This is a genomic window from Agrobacterium sp. Azo12 (assembly GCF_029193765.2).
GTDB lineage: Bacteria > Pseudomonadota > Alphaproteobacteria > Rhizobiales > Rhizobiaceae > Agrobacterium.
In genome coordinates, this window is record NZ_JARFYO020000002.1 from 69361 (window position 1) to 85466 (window position 16106).

The 16106-nt window shown below is 58.9% G+C and carries 15 protein-coding genes and 3 pseudogenes; 7 read left to right on the plus strand and 11 right to left on the minus strand.

Translation table 11 applies throughout. The annotated features are described in order from the left end of the window. Window positions 1–71: 71 nt before the first annotated feature. On the minus strand, window positions 72–4703 hold the full coding sequence (gene traA / locus PYL13_RS16800) for a Ti-type conjugative transfer relaxase TraA (RefSeq protein WP_275642409.1): 4632 nt from the start codon (window positions 4701–4703) through the stop codon (window positions 72–74). Between the two features lie 219 nt (window positions 4704–4922). On the opposite strand from traA, the gene PYL13_RS16805 reads away from it, so the two are divergent. The 6 genes from PYL13_RS16805 to PYL13_RS16830 all read left to right on the plus strand — a co-directional run bounded on the left by PYL13_RS16805 (window position 4923) and on the right by PYL13_RS16830 (window position 9588). Beyond that, window positions 4923–5210 carry a TraC family protein gene (locus PYL13_RS16805; protein ID WP_275642410.1) on the plus strand — a complete coding sequence of 96 codons (288 nt, stop codon included), beginning with the start codon at window positions 4923–4925 and terminating at the stop codon, window positions 5208–5210. Then, window positions 5200–5439, plus strand: a complete 240-nt coding sequence (locus PYL13_RS16810; protein WP_275642411.1) for a conjugal transfer protein TraD — start codon at window positions 5200–5202, stop codon at window positions 5437–5439. The genes PYL13_RS16805 and PYL13_RS16810 overlap by 11 nt, the downstream gene beginning before the upstream one ends. Further along, window positions 5430–7349, plus strand: coding sequence for a Ti-type conjugative transfer system protein TraG (gene traG / locus PYL13_RS16815; RefSeq protein WP_275642412.1), 1920 nt, complete (start codon window positions 5430–5432; stop codon window positions 7347–7349). Before PYL13_RS16810 ends, traG begins: the two co-directional genes overlap by 10 nt. 248 nt (window positions 7350–7597) lie before the next feature. Next, window positions 7598–7828, plus strand: a complete 231-nt coding sequence (locus tag PYL13_RS16820; RefSeq protein ID WP_071832086.1) for a helix-turn-helix transcriptional regulator — start codon at window positions 7598–7600, stop codon at window positions 7826–7828. Continuing rightward, window positions 7825–9087 carry a type II toxin-antitoxin system HipA family toxin gene (locus PYL13_RS16825; RefSeq protein WP_275642413.1) on the plus strand — a complete coding sequence of 421 codons (1263 nt, stop codon included), beginning with the start codon at window positions 7825–7827 and terminating at the stop codon, window positions 9085–9087. Before PYL13_RS16820 ends, PYL13_RS16825 begins: the two co-directional genes overlap by 4 nt. A gap of 333 nt (window positions 9088–9420) precedes the next feature. Next, on the plus strand, window positions 9421–9588 hold the full coding sequence (locus PYL13_RS16830; protein ID WP_275642414.1) for a tyrosine-type recombinase/integrase: 168 nt from the start codon (window positions 9421–9423) through the stop codon (window positions 9586–9588). Window positions 9589–9799: 211 nt separating this feature from the next. On the opposite strand, the gene PYL13_RS16835 is transcribed toward PYL13_RS16830, so the two are convergent. Next, on the minus strand, window positions 9800–10123 hold the full coding sequence (locus PYL13_RS16835; RefSeq protein WP_275642415.1) for a DUF736 domain-containing protein: 324 nt from the start codon (window positions 10121–10123) through the stop codon (window positions 9800–9802). A gap of 359 nt (window positions 10124–10482) precedes the next feature. Here PYL13_RS16835 and PYL13_RS16840 point away from each other — a divergent pair, with 359 nt between their 5' ends. After that, entirely contained in the window at window positions 10483–10641 is a 159-nt protein-coding gene (locus PYL13_RS16840) for a hypothetical protein (RefSeq protein ID WP_275642416.1), read from the plus strand. Between the two features lie 3 nt (window positions 10642–10644). Here PYL13_RS16840 and PYL13_RS16845 read toward each other — a convergent pair. The 9 genes and pseudogenes from PYL13_RS16845 to PYL13_RS16885 all read right to left on the minus strand — a co-directional run. Beyond that, window positions 10645–11200 (minus strand): annotated as a pseudogene (locus PYL13_RS16845) (transposase); the annotation flags it as partial. Between the two features lie 175 nt (window positions 11201–11375). Then, on the minus strand, window positions 11376–12059 hold the full coding sequence (locus PYL13_RS16850) for an SOS response-associated peptidase (RefSeq protein ID WP_275642417.1): 684 nt from the start codon (window positions 12057–12059) through the stop codon (window positions 11376–11378). 20 nt (window positions 12060–12079) lie between these two features. Next, entirely contained in the window at window positions 12080–12259 is a 180-nt protein-coding gene (locus tag PYL13_RS16855; RefSeq protein ID WP_275642418.1) for a type II toxin-antitoxin system VapC family toxin, read from the minus strand. Between the two features lie 256 nt (window positions 12260–12515). Further along, the gene (locus PYL13_RS16860; protein ID WP_275642419.1) at window positions 12516–12770 is read right to left on the minus strand and encodes a type II toxin-antitoxin system VapB family antitoxin; all 255 of its coding nucleotides are present in this window, start codon (window positions 12768–12770) and stop codon (window positions 12516–12518) included. 125 nt (window positions 12771–12895) lie between these two features. Further along, a pseudogene (locus PYL13_RS16865) lies at window positions 12896–12998 on the minus strand (antitoxin of toxin-antitoxin stability system); the annotation flags it as partial. Between the two features lie 103 nt (window positions 12999–13101). Beyond that, window positions 13102–13392 (minus strand): annotated as a pseudogene (locus PYL13_RS16870) (hypothetical protein); the annotation flags it as partial. A 16-nt stretch (window positions 13393–13408) separates the two neighbouring features. Continuing rightward, window positions 13409–13669: a type II toxin-antitoxin system prevent-host-death family antitoxin gene (locus PYL13_RS16875; RefSeq protein ID WP_275642420.1), complete on the minus strand. Its 261-nt coding sequence runs from the start codon at window positions 13667–13669 to the stop codon at window positions 13409–13411. Between the two features lie 63 nt (window positions 13670–13732). Beyond that, window positions 13733–14674, minus strand: coding sequence for a DUF2493 domain-containing protein (locus PYL13_RS16880; protein ID WP_275642421.1), 942 nt, complete (start codon window positions 14672–14674; stop codon window positions 13733–13735). A 379-nt stretch (window positions 14675–15053) separates the two neighbouring features. Beyond that, window positions 15054–16103, minus strand: a complete 1050-nt coding sequence (locus PYL13_RS16885; RefSeq protein WP_275642422.1) for a DUF7146 domain-containing protein — start codon at window positions 16101–16103, stop codon at window positions 15054–15056. Between the last annotated feature and the right edge of the window lie 3 nt (window positions 16104–16106).

The following is a 16106-nucleotide window of genomic DNA, read 5'->3' on the forward strand; positions in this document are numbered from 1 at the left end:
GCAGTCGTCCGCATTGTGGACTGTTTCCTGGTCGTCCCTATGCTTTTCCTTCCCTTTCTCCGAAGTGACACCTATCGGGAGACACTGCGAGCGCGATCAATGGCTCGCTGCTGGCGTTCAGCAATGATTTCCTGACTGCTTTCTACTCGTATCGCCTGTTGCAAGACCTGCAGGCGCTCCCGCATCGCCTCGAAGGCGCGGTGTTGCGCCGACGAAACGCAATTGATGACGTCTTTCTCGCCACGCAGAATCGCATTCCTGCCGAAACGCTCATCGAGCGCCCGGCTGACCTCTGCAAATTCCCGGGCGACGTGTGGCTCAAGAGAACCCACAGCGACACCGCGCTTGACGCTCTTGCCCTTCGTCTGCTTGTTCGCATCGCCCACCAGCTTCCGCAGCGCATCCTCAGCCGCCTGCGACAGGCCGGGAATGGCGACGGCCATGCGCCGACGCTCCTCGGCGACGGCTCGGGTCTCCGTCTCCAGGGCAGTGGCCCACGACGCGCCCAGTGAGCGTACGCGGCTGGCGAGTTCCGGCACAGCCTGAAGACCGTCCTTTCGTTCGCGACCGGAGGCAAGCAACCTCTCCATGATGCGATCAGAGCCACGCAACGCACCATACGCTGCGGGATCGCAGTTGATGGCCGCGGCGATCCTCTCACCGGCAACGCCTTGTTGAACAAGCTCCTCGATCTTGCCAATCGCCCCAGCGGGGTCGCGCCAGATAAGCACTGCGGTCTCGGCGAGTGCCGCGCGATGGTGACGGTAGTGTGCGAGCGCGCCAGCACGCATGCGCGCCTCTTCTTCCACTGGGGTCTTGAATTCGGTCACGGCGGCGAGCAACGGCAGCATGGGTATCGCTTCCTTTCCGACCTCGACGCTCGCGCCCGCAACGATCTTCGAACGATCCTGTTTTTCGGCCAAATGCTGTTCTTCGGAAAAACGCCGGACGACCGAGAACAACCGCAAGAGTTTCTCGTGGCGCTCGGGTGCAATATCCTCGGGCATGCGAGATGCCATATTGCGCTCGGCAACCGCATCGGCCTTCGTGGTGAAAGCGCTCCAGCCGAAGCGTGCGGTCAAGGCGTCATTGACGGCCTTGACCTCCTGGACCAGTTGACGGTCCTCGACGGCATAGGCGAAAGCGGTCTTGTAGGCATCGTCCCCTCCCCGTTCCCGGATTCTTTCGATTTCGACGAGGCGCGCTGTTGTCTGCTTGGAGAGAGCGGGGATCGACAGGGACATATCAGCGCGGCGTTGCTCCTCGCGGACCCCGAAGCGCTCTGCATGGCGGCAAAATTCGGTGGCATGGGCGCGGGCCAGCGGCACCAATTCCGACAGTGCGGTGGTGGCCTTGTCGCGCTCGTCACGAGCAGCACGGCCATCGATCATAAGGTCGGAGCCGCGAAGGCGGCCAAGCCTATCTGGTGCTGCGGCAAGGCTTTCTGCAAGTTTGCGCGGTTCGTTTGTCGCTTCCGATGCCAACGCATTCAAACGGGCAAGTGCTATATCCGGAGCACGATAAATCTTTTCGAGCACCGGAAGCAAGATCGCTTCCCGCTCCTTCCACCGGTCCGAGGCGATCTGCGCCCGGCGTGTATCTTCATCAACGCTACGGGCAAAGCTGGTGGTGGGCGGAATCAGATGTTTTCTGGTCGCCGGAATTTCCGGTGTCAGAGGTTCGGTGCGGTCTTCATGATACGCAACGCGCCGTTCGTGCTCGATCACGAAACCGAGCGCGACGCTCGCCCGCTCCCAGAGCTTCGCCAGCCTCAACCGCTTTTCCGCAATCCACGCCAGCCGCCCCGAAATGCTCTCTTCCATCCCGGCTGCAATCCCGGCGACGGTGTCGATGCCACGCCGCCGTGCAAAATCTTCCGTATGCGCCCGGTAACCGTCCTCACTTTCGAAATCGAGCGTGGTGGTCTTGGCGCCCGACCGGCCAAGACGCTCGACGAGCTGATTGAACAATGCCGGCCGGTGGCTCTCATGCTCGATCCGCCGCGCACGGGCTTCGGCGGTTTCCTTCAATTCTGCGGTCCAGATGTTTCGCTTGACCTCCCTCTCTTCGGTTCGCTTCTCACCGGTCTGCTCATCGACGACGGCGACCACGACCTTGACCTTTTCAACACCATTCTTACGCAACGTGACAGTATCGCCTTCTGCGACACCGGCCTCCTCCAGAGCCGTCGGCAGACTAACACCCCAAAGCCGATGGACCGCACCGTCATCGGCTTTCACATCGGCATAAGGGCTTTCCTTGGCATCCTCATCCTGCGGCCGGAACTTCGCATTGCCAGTTTTGACGAGTTCACCGGTAACGCCAGCCGCATGATCGGCACGCAACTTTTGTCCCCATTCCGGCCTCAGTTCAAAATCCTCGCGCGCCGCATAGAGATCGGCGCGATCACGATGGCGCGTCATCGACACATAGGTCAGATGCTGGTCCATCATGCCAGTGGCAAGCACGAAGGCCCGGTCGACGGTCGCACCTTGCGATTTATGTATGGTCGCGGCGTAACCGTGATCGATGTTGCGATAGCTGTCCTCGCTGATCATGACATCGCGGCCGTTGTCGAGCCGGACGCTCAGGAGTGAGCCATCGCGTTTGCAACCTGTCGAGATGACTGTTCCGAGCATGCCGTTCTTCACATATTGCGGACCGAGGTGGCGCGCACGCGGTTCAAGAAATCGGGCGTTTTCCAGGAAGATGATCCGATCGCCGACGGCGAATTCACGAACCCCGCGCGCCGTCTGAAAGTCGCTGGCACCGGTCAGTGCGCCCTCCTCCATCATCACCTGGCGCAAAGATTCGTTGAGACGCTTCACATCCTCATTGGTATGGGCCAGCACGAGCAGTTCGTCGCCACGAAGCTGGGGGGAAGCTCCCCTGTCGGCGGCGTTCCGCAACAGCTCACGTCTGGCATTCGTCCAATCCGCAACGATACGGTCGACGATTTCGGCACGTGTCTCGGCTTCTGTGATGCGGCCCTGCTGCGCATAGGCATCGACACCGTCTCTGACATTGCCACGCGCGAAGAGACGAGAGGCCTCGCGCGCCCACGCTTCGCGCTGGCGCCGCACGCCGGCAAGTTCAGCAAAACCGATACGGTCACTGATCGCCCGAAACGCTGCACCCGCCTGGATCGGTTGAAGCTGCATGGCATCGCCGACCAGAACAACCTTTGCGCCTGCATCCTCGGCAGCCTTCAGTACCCGACCCATCTGTTGCGATGAGATCATGCCCGCCTCGTCGATGACAAGCACATTGCCAGGTTCGAGCAGGTCGCGCCCGTTGGCCCATGCCAGTTCAAGGGAAGCGAGCGTCCGGGATTTGATGCCGGAACTGTCCTCCAGCCCCTCGGCGGCTTTGCCGGCGAGTGCTGCGCCGATCACCCGGTGGCCATCCCCTTCCCAGGCAACACGTGCCGCAGCAAGCAGCGTCGACTTGCCTGCGCCAGCCAGTCCGACAACGGCAGCAATGCCATTGTCGCCTGTCACATGCCTGATAGCATCGACCTGCTCGGGATCGAGCCGGAATGGCTTTTGCGGATCCTGCGTCTCGACGTTCGCAATTGCCCCAGTAACCGCATCCGCCCCTACAGCAAAACCCGAGCGCTTCGACAGGGTGTTCGCCGACCGCGCCATGTCGTATTCAATGCGCAGGATCTCGCGGGTGGTGAAGACGGCAGGCTCCGCCACCTTGGTAGTCTCTGCGTCGACCTGCTGCGGCTTCAACAACACGAGATGATCTGACGCCATCAGCCGCGCGCGGATATTAGAAAAGTCGATGGGATCGTCGACATAACGGTGCAACGCTTTCGCGATATCCCTCTCGTCGAAGGTGGAGCGTTCGTTGGCAAGTTGCTTCAGCAAAAGCTCCGGATCGCTGAGCAACCGGTCCGCCATCTCCTGCCGACGGGCAAGATTGGCGGGCGCGAAATACATCTCGATCCCCTTGCGGGCGAGCGCCGCCTTTTCAGGCCCGAGATGCTTCTGAGCGATACCATCGAGCCCTTGCTCAGCATAGGAGCGGCCGTCGAGACGGATGTCGTGGCCCGCAAGTGCCAGATGCCGATTGACTGTCTCCGCCCAAGCGATCTTCCACGCCTTCATGATTTCCTTGTCACCGGCCCAGAGCTTGTAGACGATCCTGCCGTTCGGGCGGTCGGGCGTGACAACCCGCAAAGGCGCGCCATTCTCACCGAGCACAGGCACCTTCTTCTTGCCGAACCCCTCATCGGTGAGAGGCCGCAGACCTGTCATCAGGTGTATATGCGGGTTGCCATCCTTGTCATGAAACACCCAATCGGCGACCATGCCATTCGGCGTAAAATTGTCCGCCACGAATTCGCGGACCAGGGTGATGTTCTCGGCCCGCGTGAGTTCTTCCGGTAGCGCGATGATCAACTCGCGGGCGAGCTGCGCGTCCGGTCGCTTCTCGAAAGCATCGACGGCATTCCACAGCGCCTCGCTGGAGCCGGCGACGGATTTCCCGTCGATCGCACTCTTTAGCCAGGCTGGGATATGATCAGGAAGCGCAAGTTCCTCGTGCACCAGTTCGGACGCCCCGCCCCTGTAGCTGAAGGAGGTGCCTGCCTGTTCGTCCATCATCCTTGTGCGATGCCGATAGGCGGCGGCAGAAACGATGCTGCGTCCTGCTCCTCTTCCGATCACCTGCGCTCTGACGAACATGATCGCCATTAACGTCTCCTGCCCTTCCAAGCACGTCGCGCCAGCGACGTATATTGCGCCCTCAAACCGATCGGACCGCAGGTCCGATGCCGCGGTTCGGAAGACGGTGCGGTTCGGAATTCTGGCATCGGCGCTTTGGGGGCTTGTGCAAGGTAGCTTATTTAACTACCGTATTCTAGTCAGTCTAATCGATAAAACGGAAATCCCAAAAAGGCGAAGGATAGGTGTATGGCCTCAAAATCATCAATTCTGGATATCGACACACAAATCGAAAAGCTGCGCGAACGGAGACGTTCTCTAATAGTTAAGTCCGCCGATCGCTTTGCCAGGGCCGCCACGAGGTGGGGGCTGGCGGAGATGGAGATCACCGACGAGGAGGTCGATCGAATCTTCGAAGAGATCGCCGCGCGATTTCGAAAAGACGAAAAGAAAGGCTCTGGTGGCGCAGATGCTCCAACGCATCGACCGGGAGATAGTGGGGCTGGAGCGCCGGAGGCGGTTTCAAATGACGGCTGAGCGCAAACAGGAGGCTCGCGAGAAATTCCTGCTTGGCGGTATCGTCGTCAAGGCGGGCCTCTCGAAAGTCGACCGGGCACTCCTGCTCGGCGGCCTGATTGAACTGGCACGGGTGGCAATTGGCTCGCCCGAACACCGACGACTGCGCGATATCGGAGAAAAGGCGTTCAAGGCGCCCGCGGTAAAAAGCGACCCCACCCATGCCGGGGAGATGCCGGAATGGCACTGAAAGGAAAACTGCATCCAAGCCTTTTGCTTATGCTCGTCCCGATTGTTGTCACGGCGATCACCGTGCATATCGTCGGATGGCGGTGGACTGGATTGACGACCGGCATGTCAGGCAAAATGGCGTACTGGTTTCTGCGCGCCGCGCCGTTACCGGCGCTTCTGTTGGGGCCACTCGCTGGCCTGTTGACGGTGTGGGCCTTGCCGATGCACCGCCGGCGGCCGATCGCTATGGTGAGCCTCTTGTGCTTTCTCGGTGTTGTCGGCGTCTATGCCTTGCGAGAATACGGGCGTCTCGCTCCTTTCGTCGAGCGGGGTCTTGTCAGCTGGGACCATGTGCTTTCCTATCTCGACATGGTTGTCGTGGTGGGAGCCTTGGGCGGTTTCATGGCGATTGCAGCCTCGGCCCGCATCTCCACAGTCGTTCCTCAATCGGTCAAGCGGGCGCGGCGCGCGACCTTCGGCGATGCCGATTGGCTTTCAATGTCGGCGGCTGGAAAGCTCTTTCCGGCTGACGGCGAGATTGTTGTCGGTGAACGCTACCGCGTCGACAAGGAAATCGTGCATGAGCTGCCCTTCGATCCAAACGATAGTTCGACATGGGGACAAGGCGGCAGAGCCCCGCTTCTTACCTATAAGCAGGATTTCGACTCCACCCACATGCTGTTTTTCGCCGGATCGGGTGGATACAAGACCACCAGCAACGTCGTGCCGACGGCGCTACGCTATACCGGGCCGCTGATTTGTCTCGATCCGTCGACAGAGGTCGCGCCGATGGTGGTTGAGCATAGAACCCGAGCGCTTGGCCGCGAGGTAATGGTGCTCGATCCGACGAACCCGATTATGGGCTTCAACGTGCTCGACGGCATCGAGACATCTAAGCAAAAGGAAGAGGACATTGTCGGTGTCGCCCACATGCTGCTGTCCGAAAGTATACGCTTCGAAAGTTCGAGCGGCGCCTACTTCCAAAGCCAGGCACACAACCTTCTGACGGGGCTGCTAGCCCATGTCATGCTCTCACCGGATTATACTGGGCGGCGGAACCTGCGCAGTCTGCGCCAGATCGTATCCGAACCAGAGCCGTCGGTGCTCGCCATGCTGCGCGACATACAGGAGAATTCCGCGTCTGCCTTCATCCGAGAAACCTTGGGCGTCTTCACCAACATGACCGAGCAGACATTCTCCGGCGTCTATTCGACGGCGTCGAAAGACACACAATGGTTGTCACTGGACAGCTATGCCGCACTGGTTTGTGGCAACGCCTTCAAAGCCAGCGATATTGTCAGTGGGCAGAAGGACGTCTTCCTGAATATCCCCGCGTCAATCCTGCGATCCTATCCGGGCATCGGCCGGGTGGTCATTGGCGCGCTGATCAATGCAATGATACACGCCGATGGAGCCTTCAAACGGCGGGCGCTGTTCATGCTCGATGAGGTTGACCTGCTTGGCTACATGCGCCTCCTGGAAGAGGCACGCGATCGCGGTCGTAAGTACGGGGTCTCGATGATGCTGATGTACCAGTCCGTCGGCCAGCTTGAGCGACATTTCGGGAAGGATGGCGCGACCTCGTGGATCGACGGCTGCGCCTTTGCCTCCTATGCCGCGATCAAGGCACTCGACACAGCCCGCAACGTTTCAGCGCAATGTGGCGAGATGACAGTCGAGGTGATGGGAAGCTCGCGCAACATCGGCTGGGACACGAAGAACAGCGCGGCGCGTAAATCGGAGAATGTGAGCTTTCAGCGGCGGCCGCTCATCATGCCGCATGAGATCACGCAATCGATGCGCAGGGACGAGCAGATCATCATCGTGCAGGGACACAGCCCGATCCGCTGCGGTCGTGCGATTTACTTCCGGAGAAAGGACATGGATGCTGATACCCAGGCAAATCGTTTCGTCAAGCTCAGCCCGTAGGTGGTTACGAGGCTGCCCCTGACGCACCGAATCTAGAAGCCGGCAGCCCGCAAATTGCGGACGAGCGTAATATCCTGTTCAGCCAAGTTATTCGAATGACGTGCGGCTGAATAGATTTGTAAATCTTAATTTTCCCGATCGGGATTTTTTGTCGACGCTTCCGGCTAAATTCGAAATATTTTCCCGATCGGGAAAATTTTGTAGACACAGCGCAGATCTTTCTGTTATTTTCCCGATCGGGAAATAAAATGGCAAAACAAGTCAGAAGTCCAGCCGACATCGGCGCCTTGGTCCGCAGCACACGCAAGGAGCAAAACTTGCGACAGGACGAACTTGCCGGCGTTTCGGGCGTCGGCCTCCGATTTATCGTTGATCTCGAAGCAGGCAAGCCGACAGCACAGATCGGAAAAGTCTTGCAGGTTCTGCAAACGCTCGGTTGTTCGATCGATATTTTGGCTCCTGGGGAACGTAGAAAATGACGGTAAGGGTTCTCAATGTCTGGTGGGATGGTCGCATTGTCGGGCAATTCACCCAAGACAGACATGGCGATATCGGCTTTGCCTACACCGAAGCTTGGCTTGATGACGAAAAGGCGCTTCCGCTGTCTGCCTCCCTCCCAAAGCGCCCGACGCGTTTCTCTCGCCGTGAATGCCGACCATTTTTCGGCGGCTTGTTGCCCGAGGAAAGCCAACGCCTTGTTGCGGCGCAAGCACTGGGGGTTTCACCTGCCAACGACTTCGCGCTTCTTGATCGCCTCGGCGACGACGTAGCAGGCGCCCTTCAGCTTTTGCCGGAAGATCAAGAGCCGGTCGCAGCAGGATCTATCACGGACCAGCAGCCGGCATCTCTTGATGAGGCCGGAATTGTTCGCATACTGGACGCACTTCCAACGCGGCCCCTATTGGCCGGCCAGGAAGGCTTGAGGCTGTCGCTCGCCGGTGCGCAATCCAAAGTGCCGCTTGTTTTGATCGACGGCCAGCTCGCACTTCCAGTTCCCGGCCAGGCAACAACGCATATTCTGAAGCCGCCAATCGCGCGCTTTCCAGGAACAACTGAGAATGAAGCCTTCGTGATGAGGCTCGCAGAAGCGATCGGCCTTGATGTTGCGCCTGTCGAACCCAGATCGGCGAATGGGCGCCCATTTCTTTTGGTCGAGCGTTATGATCGCTATCGCGATGCCGAAGGTCTGGTTCGCCGCATCCACCAGGAGGACTTCTGCCAAGCACTTGGTGTGCCGCCTGAAACGAAGTATGCCAGCGAGGGAGGGCCGACCTTTAAGGATTGCTTCGAGCTGTTGCGTCGGGTCTCTAAGCGGCCGAGCACGGAGATCGCAAAACTCTTGGACGCTGCGATTTTCAACCTTATTGTCGGAAACGCAGACGCACACGGAAAGAACTTCTCAATTCTATACGACGACCAGGGTCCGAGAATGGCTCCGTTGTACGATCTGCTTTCCACGGTGACCTATCCAGATCTTTCACCGAAAATGGCGATGCGGATCGGCAAGCGCGCAACGCTTGCCGAGATGGACGGTGATGGTTGGCAATCTTTTTCAAAGGAGACAGGTGTCGGCTTGCTCTTAGTACGCCGTCGGGTGAAAGAACTAACTGATGCCACAGGGGACGCGATTCCTCGATTAGCAGAAAATATGTCCCCAATTGCCGCGGATTCTGTGACGTTAAATCACGTAGCGGCTTTGGTCGCAGACCGTGCCAAACTCGTGGCTTTGAGCATATAACTCAACAGCGCCAACCATTTCTGCCGGACATAACCAAAATATTGAGTTGTAGCCCCGGAACTCCCCTTCAAGAAGATTCGCAAATCCGCCATCGACGCCAGTCAGATGAAGCGTAGCGACGCCGGGCGCGGCTGATAAGCTGGTGAAGTACCTGAAGGCTCTTTTCAATTGGGCTATCAGCGCCGAGCTGGCGACTTTCAACCCGGCGACCGGAGTGACCAAAATCAATAAGTCTCGCGGCTTCCACACCAGGAGCGAAGCGGAGCTGGCGGGCTATCGGGCCGCCTACCCATTCTGCTCCATGGCCCGGTTTGCAATGGGACGGATGCTGATTTGTCAGAATACCAGTCGCATGGCCTTAGAAAGGCGCCCGCGACGATCCTCGCCGAGGTCGGCGCGACTGAACATCAGTGGATGGCAATCTTTGGCTGGTCTGATTCCAAGATTGCGCAGCGCTATAACAAAGCCGCCCAATCCAAGCGGATCATTGATGCCAGTTGAGCGCCGCAAAACCTATGTGGCCCGCAAAAGTAACCCACTTTCACCAGACCGGAGTTCGAGTGAGACAAATCGAGGAAAAATGAGAAACAACGTCCACAAACAGAAATGGTGGACCCGGAGGGACTCGAGGCCACTTTTTGCTCCCAACAATGCAGATCGGCCAGCGCAAAAATGCCGAGGTCCGGCCCCGATCGCTCGGGGCCGGCTCCGTTCAGTTCGGGTTGTTCCAGAGGATCACCTTCTTCGCTGGATCGCCGCCAGGAGCTTGGGCGAGGTTACCGAAGATGACGCCGATCTCTGGAGCCTCCAGTTTCACGGAGAGGTACTCCTCGCCGGTCTGGCGTGCGATGCGGTTCCAGCCTGCGCCGATTTCGAAGCCGGTCTTGCGGTGGATGACCCGGTAGTCCGGGGCTTCCTCAGTCGCCTTCTGGGCGTTCGGGATGATGGCGATTGGGGCGTTGACCCGAATGGTGGCGAAGACGCCTTCGAGAATGCCGTCGGTCTTCTGCGTCAAGGTTGCGATCGTGGTGGCCATGGTACTTTCTCCTTCGGTTGTTCGGGACCATTCCCGATGGCGCACGAAGAGACGGCCGACCTGCTGCGGTCAGCTCGGGCAAAAATTTTGCGAAATTCTATTTTCCGCTAGAAGCGAACAACTGAAATCGAATTTCGCAAAAATTTTGGCCGAGTCTTACCCCTTTAGGGGTTGGCCGCAAAAGCAGGCGGTCGTCTATACGAGCGACATAAAACGGGAATGGTTCGGGGCAACTGAAGGGCGCGACAAATCCATGGCTGCCCGGTCAAACGCTGCGGGCTGGCCACCTCGCGCCTCCTCAGCGCTTCGCCGCTGTCCGGGGCAACGTCTTGCCGTCGCCTTTCACAATGCTTCACGCGATGAGCACGCCTCCCGCCGACATCGCGCTGTTGCGTGTCTGCGAACTCGGCACAGTAGTCGGGCCGCCGCCTGCTGGCCGCGCGGCGATATCGCATGGCGCAATTCGCATGGAGTATCGGGATACAGGCCTCACCAATTGCCTTGTCTGGGCCTCGTAGCCTGACGTCGCCATACCAGCAGGTGAGAACTCAAGGCAATCGGAGCAACAGCGCATGACCATCACCGTGCCATCGCGAATGCGGCTTTTGCGAGCGGCTGCATGCTTCTCCAGCATGGCGTGTTTGCCATGATGCGATGAGCCCGCTTGGCGTTGACGACACGCTTATCGGCGGCTCGACTTTCGCGATTGAGGAGCGCGGCGAGACGCCGATAGCCTGAGGTTGGTCTCTGATCCACAAGCCTGCGGATTATGGGCAGAAGCTCCGTATACTCAACCTTGCTATGAGGTCTGCGTGGCTCTTATCTGCTTTCGAAAGGGCTTCGCGGAGGATTTCGACCTCCATCGTCCTGCGACCGAGCATGCGCTCCAGCTCGTGGACGCGACTTTCAGCTTCCTCACTTCAAAATTGCCGACAATTGGCTCGTCAAAAACCACCGCTGCTGCACGTCCCTCGCTCAAAAGCGCATCACCGGCAAAGCAGATTGGGCGCAACGCCATGACGGCGAACGGTCGAAGATACCGTTTTCTCCAGGTTCGAAACTCTGCTCAAGAATTGTGGGGAACGTGCAAAATTAGGCCGTAAGCGTACCGTCCGTCGGGCAAAAGCACTTGCTGTGGATTTGCTGGTGGGAGAAGGGCTGGGCAGCAAGGTCGGATCACTGCTTGCAGTAAGCCACTGACGTTTATTAAGAATTTAACGGGCCTATCGCACTCATCAATTCCGTGAACGGATCACTGTGAATTGATGATGGGCTTCTTCGTATCTGTTCCGTCATAGCGCGATGAGTTCACGCCTCGGCCGACACGATGGAATTCCAGATTGTCATTGAGATGCTGGCTTCGCAATAGCGCTTTGGCATCATTCCCCTTGATGTCTGTATCAAACCATTCGTCGTATGCAGCGGGATTGAGAATGACCGGCATGCGATCATGGATTTCTGAAATCTTATGCGTAGCCGGCGCGGTAATGATCGTGCAACTCGTCACGTCAAGTTTGTGATTATGCGACCAAATGCCAGCAAACGAAAAACCTTTACCCTCTGGCATCTGAAACAGCCACGGGTCTTTTTTTCCGTCCTCGGCGCTCGTCGTCCATTCAAAATATCCATCCGCAGGAATGAGACAACGTTTCGATTTGAACGGCTCCCGAAACGCACCAGACGTATCGACGGTTTCAATCCTGGCATTGAACATTGCCGCTTTTGACAACTCTTTTGCAAAGAACGGCACCAGCCACCAGCGGCCATAATCGACCACCAAATGGCCATCGTCATCCTTGTGCGCAAAATGAATGCTTTGGGTGGGCGCGATATTATAGCGTGGTGGCATATTAGAGGGCGGTGGGCTTTTATCCAGAATGCTGTAGAGTGCATGGATCTCGCTCCATGTCATTTCATTGGTAAAGCGACCGCACATAATGCCCTCCTTCTCTCGCCTTATGCCCGCTCAATGTCGGTTTTCGTAAAGTCATCACCTTTGAACAGCAGTGGCAAACGGTATTCCTTTGCCAGGGCGTAAACAAAGCAATCGCCCATGTTCAATCGTGCCGGGCTGGCAACAACCTTGCCATATTCTCTCGCCGCTGCGATCGACTTAACGTGGATTGACGCGTTCATGCTCATCTCTTTGACGTTTAGGGCATCAAGCAAAGAGGCAACGTCGACCTGTGCGTCATCGATACATTGTGGAGGAATTGGCGACTGTGCGCTGACAGTCTTGTCGCCTCAATACGAGCCAAGCTTATAACGGCCTCATATACAGTCAGTGGTGAACAGAAAATCTGCCGGTTGGTGTCTTCCAACTTGGCGATGTAATACCCTGCGTCTTCTTCTTCGGCCAAAATAGCTAGGATAGCGGATGCGTTCAGGTACATCAGATTTCCCACTGCTCATCTAGGAAAGCCTTCATATCGAAGGGCTCTGATTTTGGATTAGGGCCAATTCGGCTGCTAACCCGATCCTGAATTTCCTTGATCCGCTCTCTCAAGGGCACGGTCTCTTTTGCGCGATCAAGTTCATGCTGAAGTGCACGGCGCACGGCTTCGGTCTTGTTCGGAGCCTCTGTGATTTCCATGACCTCAACGGCCAGATCGTTCACGCTGTCATCTTTTATATAGAGTGGGGACATGCCAATCACTCCTGAATTTATGGATTAGGATATACACTATGGGATATCAGTATATACAATAAAGGATTGCTAGAAGATCGAATTCGTCCAGTTTTTCCAACCGCGTAACTTCGTTTTATTTGCTCGACAACCCGCTGACCATCCTCGACCTGTTTGAGGAACGACGTCAGGTTGCCGCGAAACGCCGACACCGCGGGGCGATGGCGTCTTTGGCCGGGACTTAGGCATGGCGGAACTCCGTTGGAGCGAGAATTGCGCGCAAAATTCGTCAAGAATGCAAGGGGTGCCTGAATGGAAGAGGGATGGCGCTTGACCAGCGTCGGCCTACTCCGTCCGGACCGATGTACCAGGACCTTTCAGCAACATCGTAATTATATTCATCGACAACGATCCAACAGCCCTTGAGGTCACCCAGGCCTGCCCGCCGGCACACGAAATCAGAAACCTCCAAGGCGATCCGATCGGACTGGGGCGCTTGGGTCGTGATCACCAACAAGGCGATATGGGTGAGGCCGCCATTCGCCCCACGAACCGCGACGAGGATACAGGTCGGTCGGGTCATCCGGCCTTCGGTTTCGCCGCGCTCGTGTTGCCACGACCAAAGATAGGGATAGGCTATCACCTAACCAGGGAGGAACTCACGGCTCATCGTCATACCCCTCACCCCGCGCCAGCCGGTCGATTTCGCTTGCGAAGAGTTCCTGATGTTCCTCCGGCATATCCGAAACGCGATGGGCGCTGCGCGGATCGCCGCCGGTGCGCATCCGCTCGTAACACTCGTAGCTCATCAGCACGAAGCGCGGTTTTCTGTGCTTGGTAAGAACCACCGGTTCACGTGCAGCGGCGTCGGTAACGTCGCCAACCTGCTTGTTGAGATCGCCTGTCGTGAATTGCCGCATGGCCGTGCTCCCTTGTTGATCTCCATATTATCCAGATTTTCCAGATTTGTAAGAAAACGGCGCTTACGCGCCACCTCCTTTCAGTTCCCAGACATTGATGCCGAGCCGGCGGGCCTTGTCACGAAGGTTGTCGGTGATGCCGGAGCCGGGAAAGACGATGACGCCTGATGGCATGACCGAAAGCATGTCGTCGTTACGGCGGAACGGGGCCGCCTTGGCATGCTTGTTCCAATCGGGTTTGAAGGCGATCTGGGTGACCTTGCGTGCCTCTGCCCAGCAGGCGGCGATGCGTTCAGCGCCTTTCGGCGAGCCACCGTGCAGCAGGATCATGTCCGCGTGTTTGGCATGTGCCTTGTCGAGCGCGGCCCAGATCCGGTCGTGATCGTTGTAGTCCATGCCGCCGCTAAAGGCGATCTTGGTGCCGGGTGGGATCAGCACCGCGTTTTCGGCGTGGCGGCGGGCAGAGAGGAAATCCCTGCTATCAATCATCGCTGCGGTCATGTTGGCGTGGTTCACCTTGGAGCCGGTGCGCGGCCGCCAGGCTGATCCGGTCTGGGCCTCGAAGAGGTCGGCAGCATAGTCGCGCATGAACTCGAAGGCATTGCGCCGTTCGAGCAGCGTGATGCCCTCGGCGACATGGCGCTCGAGCTCGACGCTTTTCACCTCCGAGCCATCCTGCTCGCGCTGGCCGGTGCGCTGGGCGTCCTCGTTGCGCTGAAGGTCACGCTGGATACGGTCGCAAGCACGATGGAAGAGGTTGACCGTCGACCAGAGAAGGTCTTCGAGATCGGGCTCCAACCGGGTGTCGCCGAGCATCTCGAACAGAGCGTCGAACATCGCGGTCAGCCCCGACTGCACGACCGGCTCTTCGGGCAGCGGCCGCTGATCTGGCTCGTCCTGGAAGGGGCGATGGCCATAGAGCTGCATTTCGTAAATGACGCGGTCTGTTGGGGAGGATGCGTGGTGCGGCTCCAAGGCGTCGTCGTTGGGAAGCATAAGGTTCATGATGGTCTCCGCCGGTTAGGGCCGCGCCTCTCGCGGCCTGACGGCGATCCCAGTCCATGCGGAGGCGGACCAGAACCGCAGCGTCCCGCGCTGCGGCCACGCAACGCAGTGGGCCCCGCCGGAAAGGTTTTTTGTCTCGCGAGGAGCACCGGAGCCGCATCGGCCCGAAAAGCGGAAGCAGGTTTTCGGAGCTGCCGATGCGCACGAAAGCCGGTGCGGGGAAAAAACCTTTACGGCGGCGGCTGGCGGCCCGCCCGCCGCATGGTAAGGGTCGCCTCTCGGCAGGCCCGCAGGCACCGCCCACACAGGCAGTGACCGGTAACGGACCGGTCTTCCCAACCCGCACGCCCGCAGCCCCGCCTCACCCACCACGGTCGCTTCACGGACAAAGGAAGGCCTGAGCGTCTTCCGGGGCAAGCTGCGCGTGCAGATTGGCGATCAACCGGTCCGGTCCAAGTTGGCACAGATCCTCGTTGAAGTCACCGAGTTGCGGCGTGAGCACGAGCGGAAGAATCCCAAGCGCCTGTGCCCGGCGGCTCAAGCCCTCGATACCATGCCGGCCAGCAGCATCCGCGTCTGCAGCGACGTAGAGGCGCAGGCACCGTGCCGGCGGGCGGAACGCCGCCAGATGATTGGCGGTCAGCGCCGAGACCATCGGCATATCGGACATAACATGCGACAGTGACAATATGCTTTCGATGCCTTCGCCCGCCACCAGGACACGCACCGGGCCACAGACCGGGAAGCCAAAGCGCACCCCGTTGCCAAGCAACCCGCCAAGCGCGCGGCGGGGATCGGTGATCTTCGCTTTGCCGTCGCCACCGGGGTCGAGCCAGGTGCGATGGACGCCTGTGATCTCGCCAGAGGGCGCGGTCACTGCGGCGATGAGGGCGGGCAAGACCCGCGTCTCGCCTGCATCAAAGTCCCTATAGTAGCATGAGGGATGGAAGCGGAGCGCCGGGTGCCCTGCAGCGCGCAGTATGCCGCGCTGGCGCAGGTAGCTGTCGGCCAGTGTGCCACCGATCGGCTGCGCCATCCGAAAGAGACGCCGTGCCCGCTGTCCAGCCGGTCTGTCGACCGGCGGATCGACATGAGGGGCATTCCTGCGGGATGCCAAAACGGACTGGACCGGGCCGATCCGTGGCGCGTTGAGGAAACCCCGGGCCTCCTCTGATACATCGCGGAAGTCCACCAATCCGCACGTCTCGCGCACAAGGTCGAGCAGATCGCCATATTGCGCGGTCGCAGCATCCGCCCACCGCCCGGCCCGTGGCCCGGTGAGGTGCACATAGAGCGACTTGCCCCTGCTGTTGGCGGTGTCGCCAACGACCCAGTAATTGCCGACCCGGCGGCCGGCGGAAAGGTAGTGACGGCAGACCGCCTCGGCATCGCGCGCGAGACGCTCGGCAAGTTCTGAGGCCGATAGCATCGC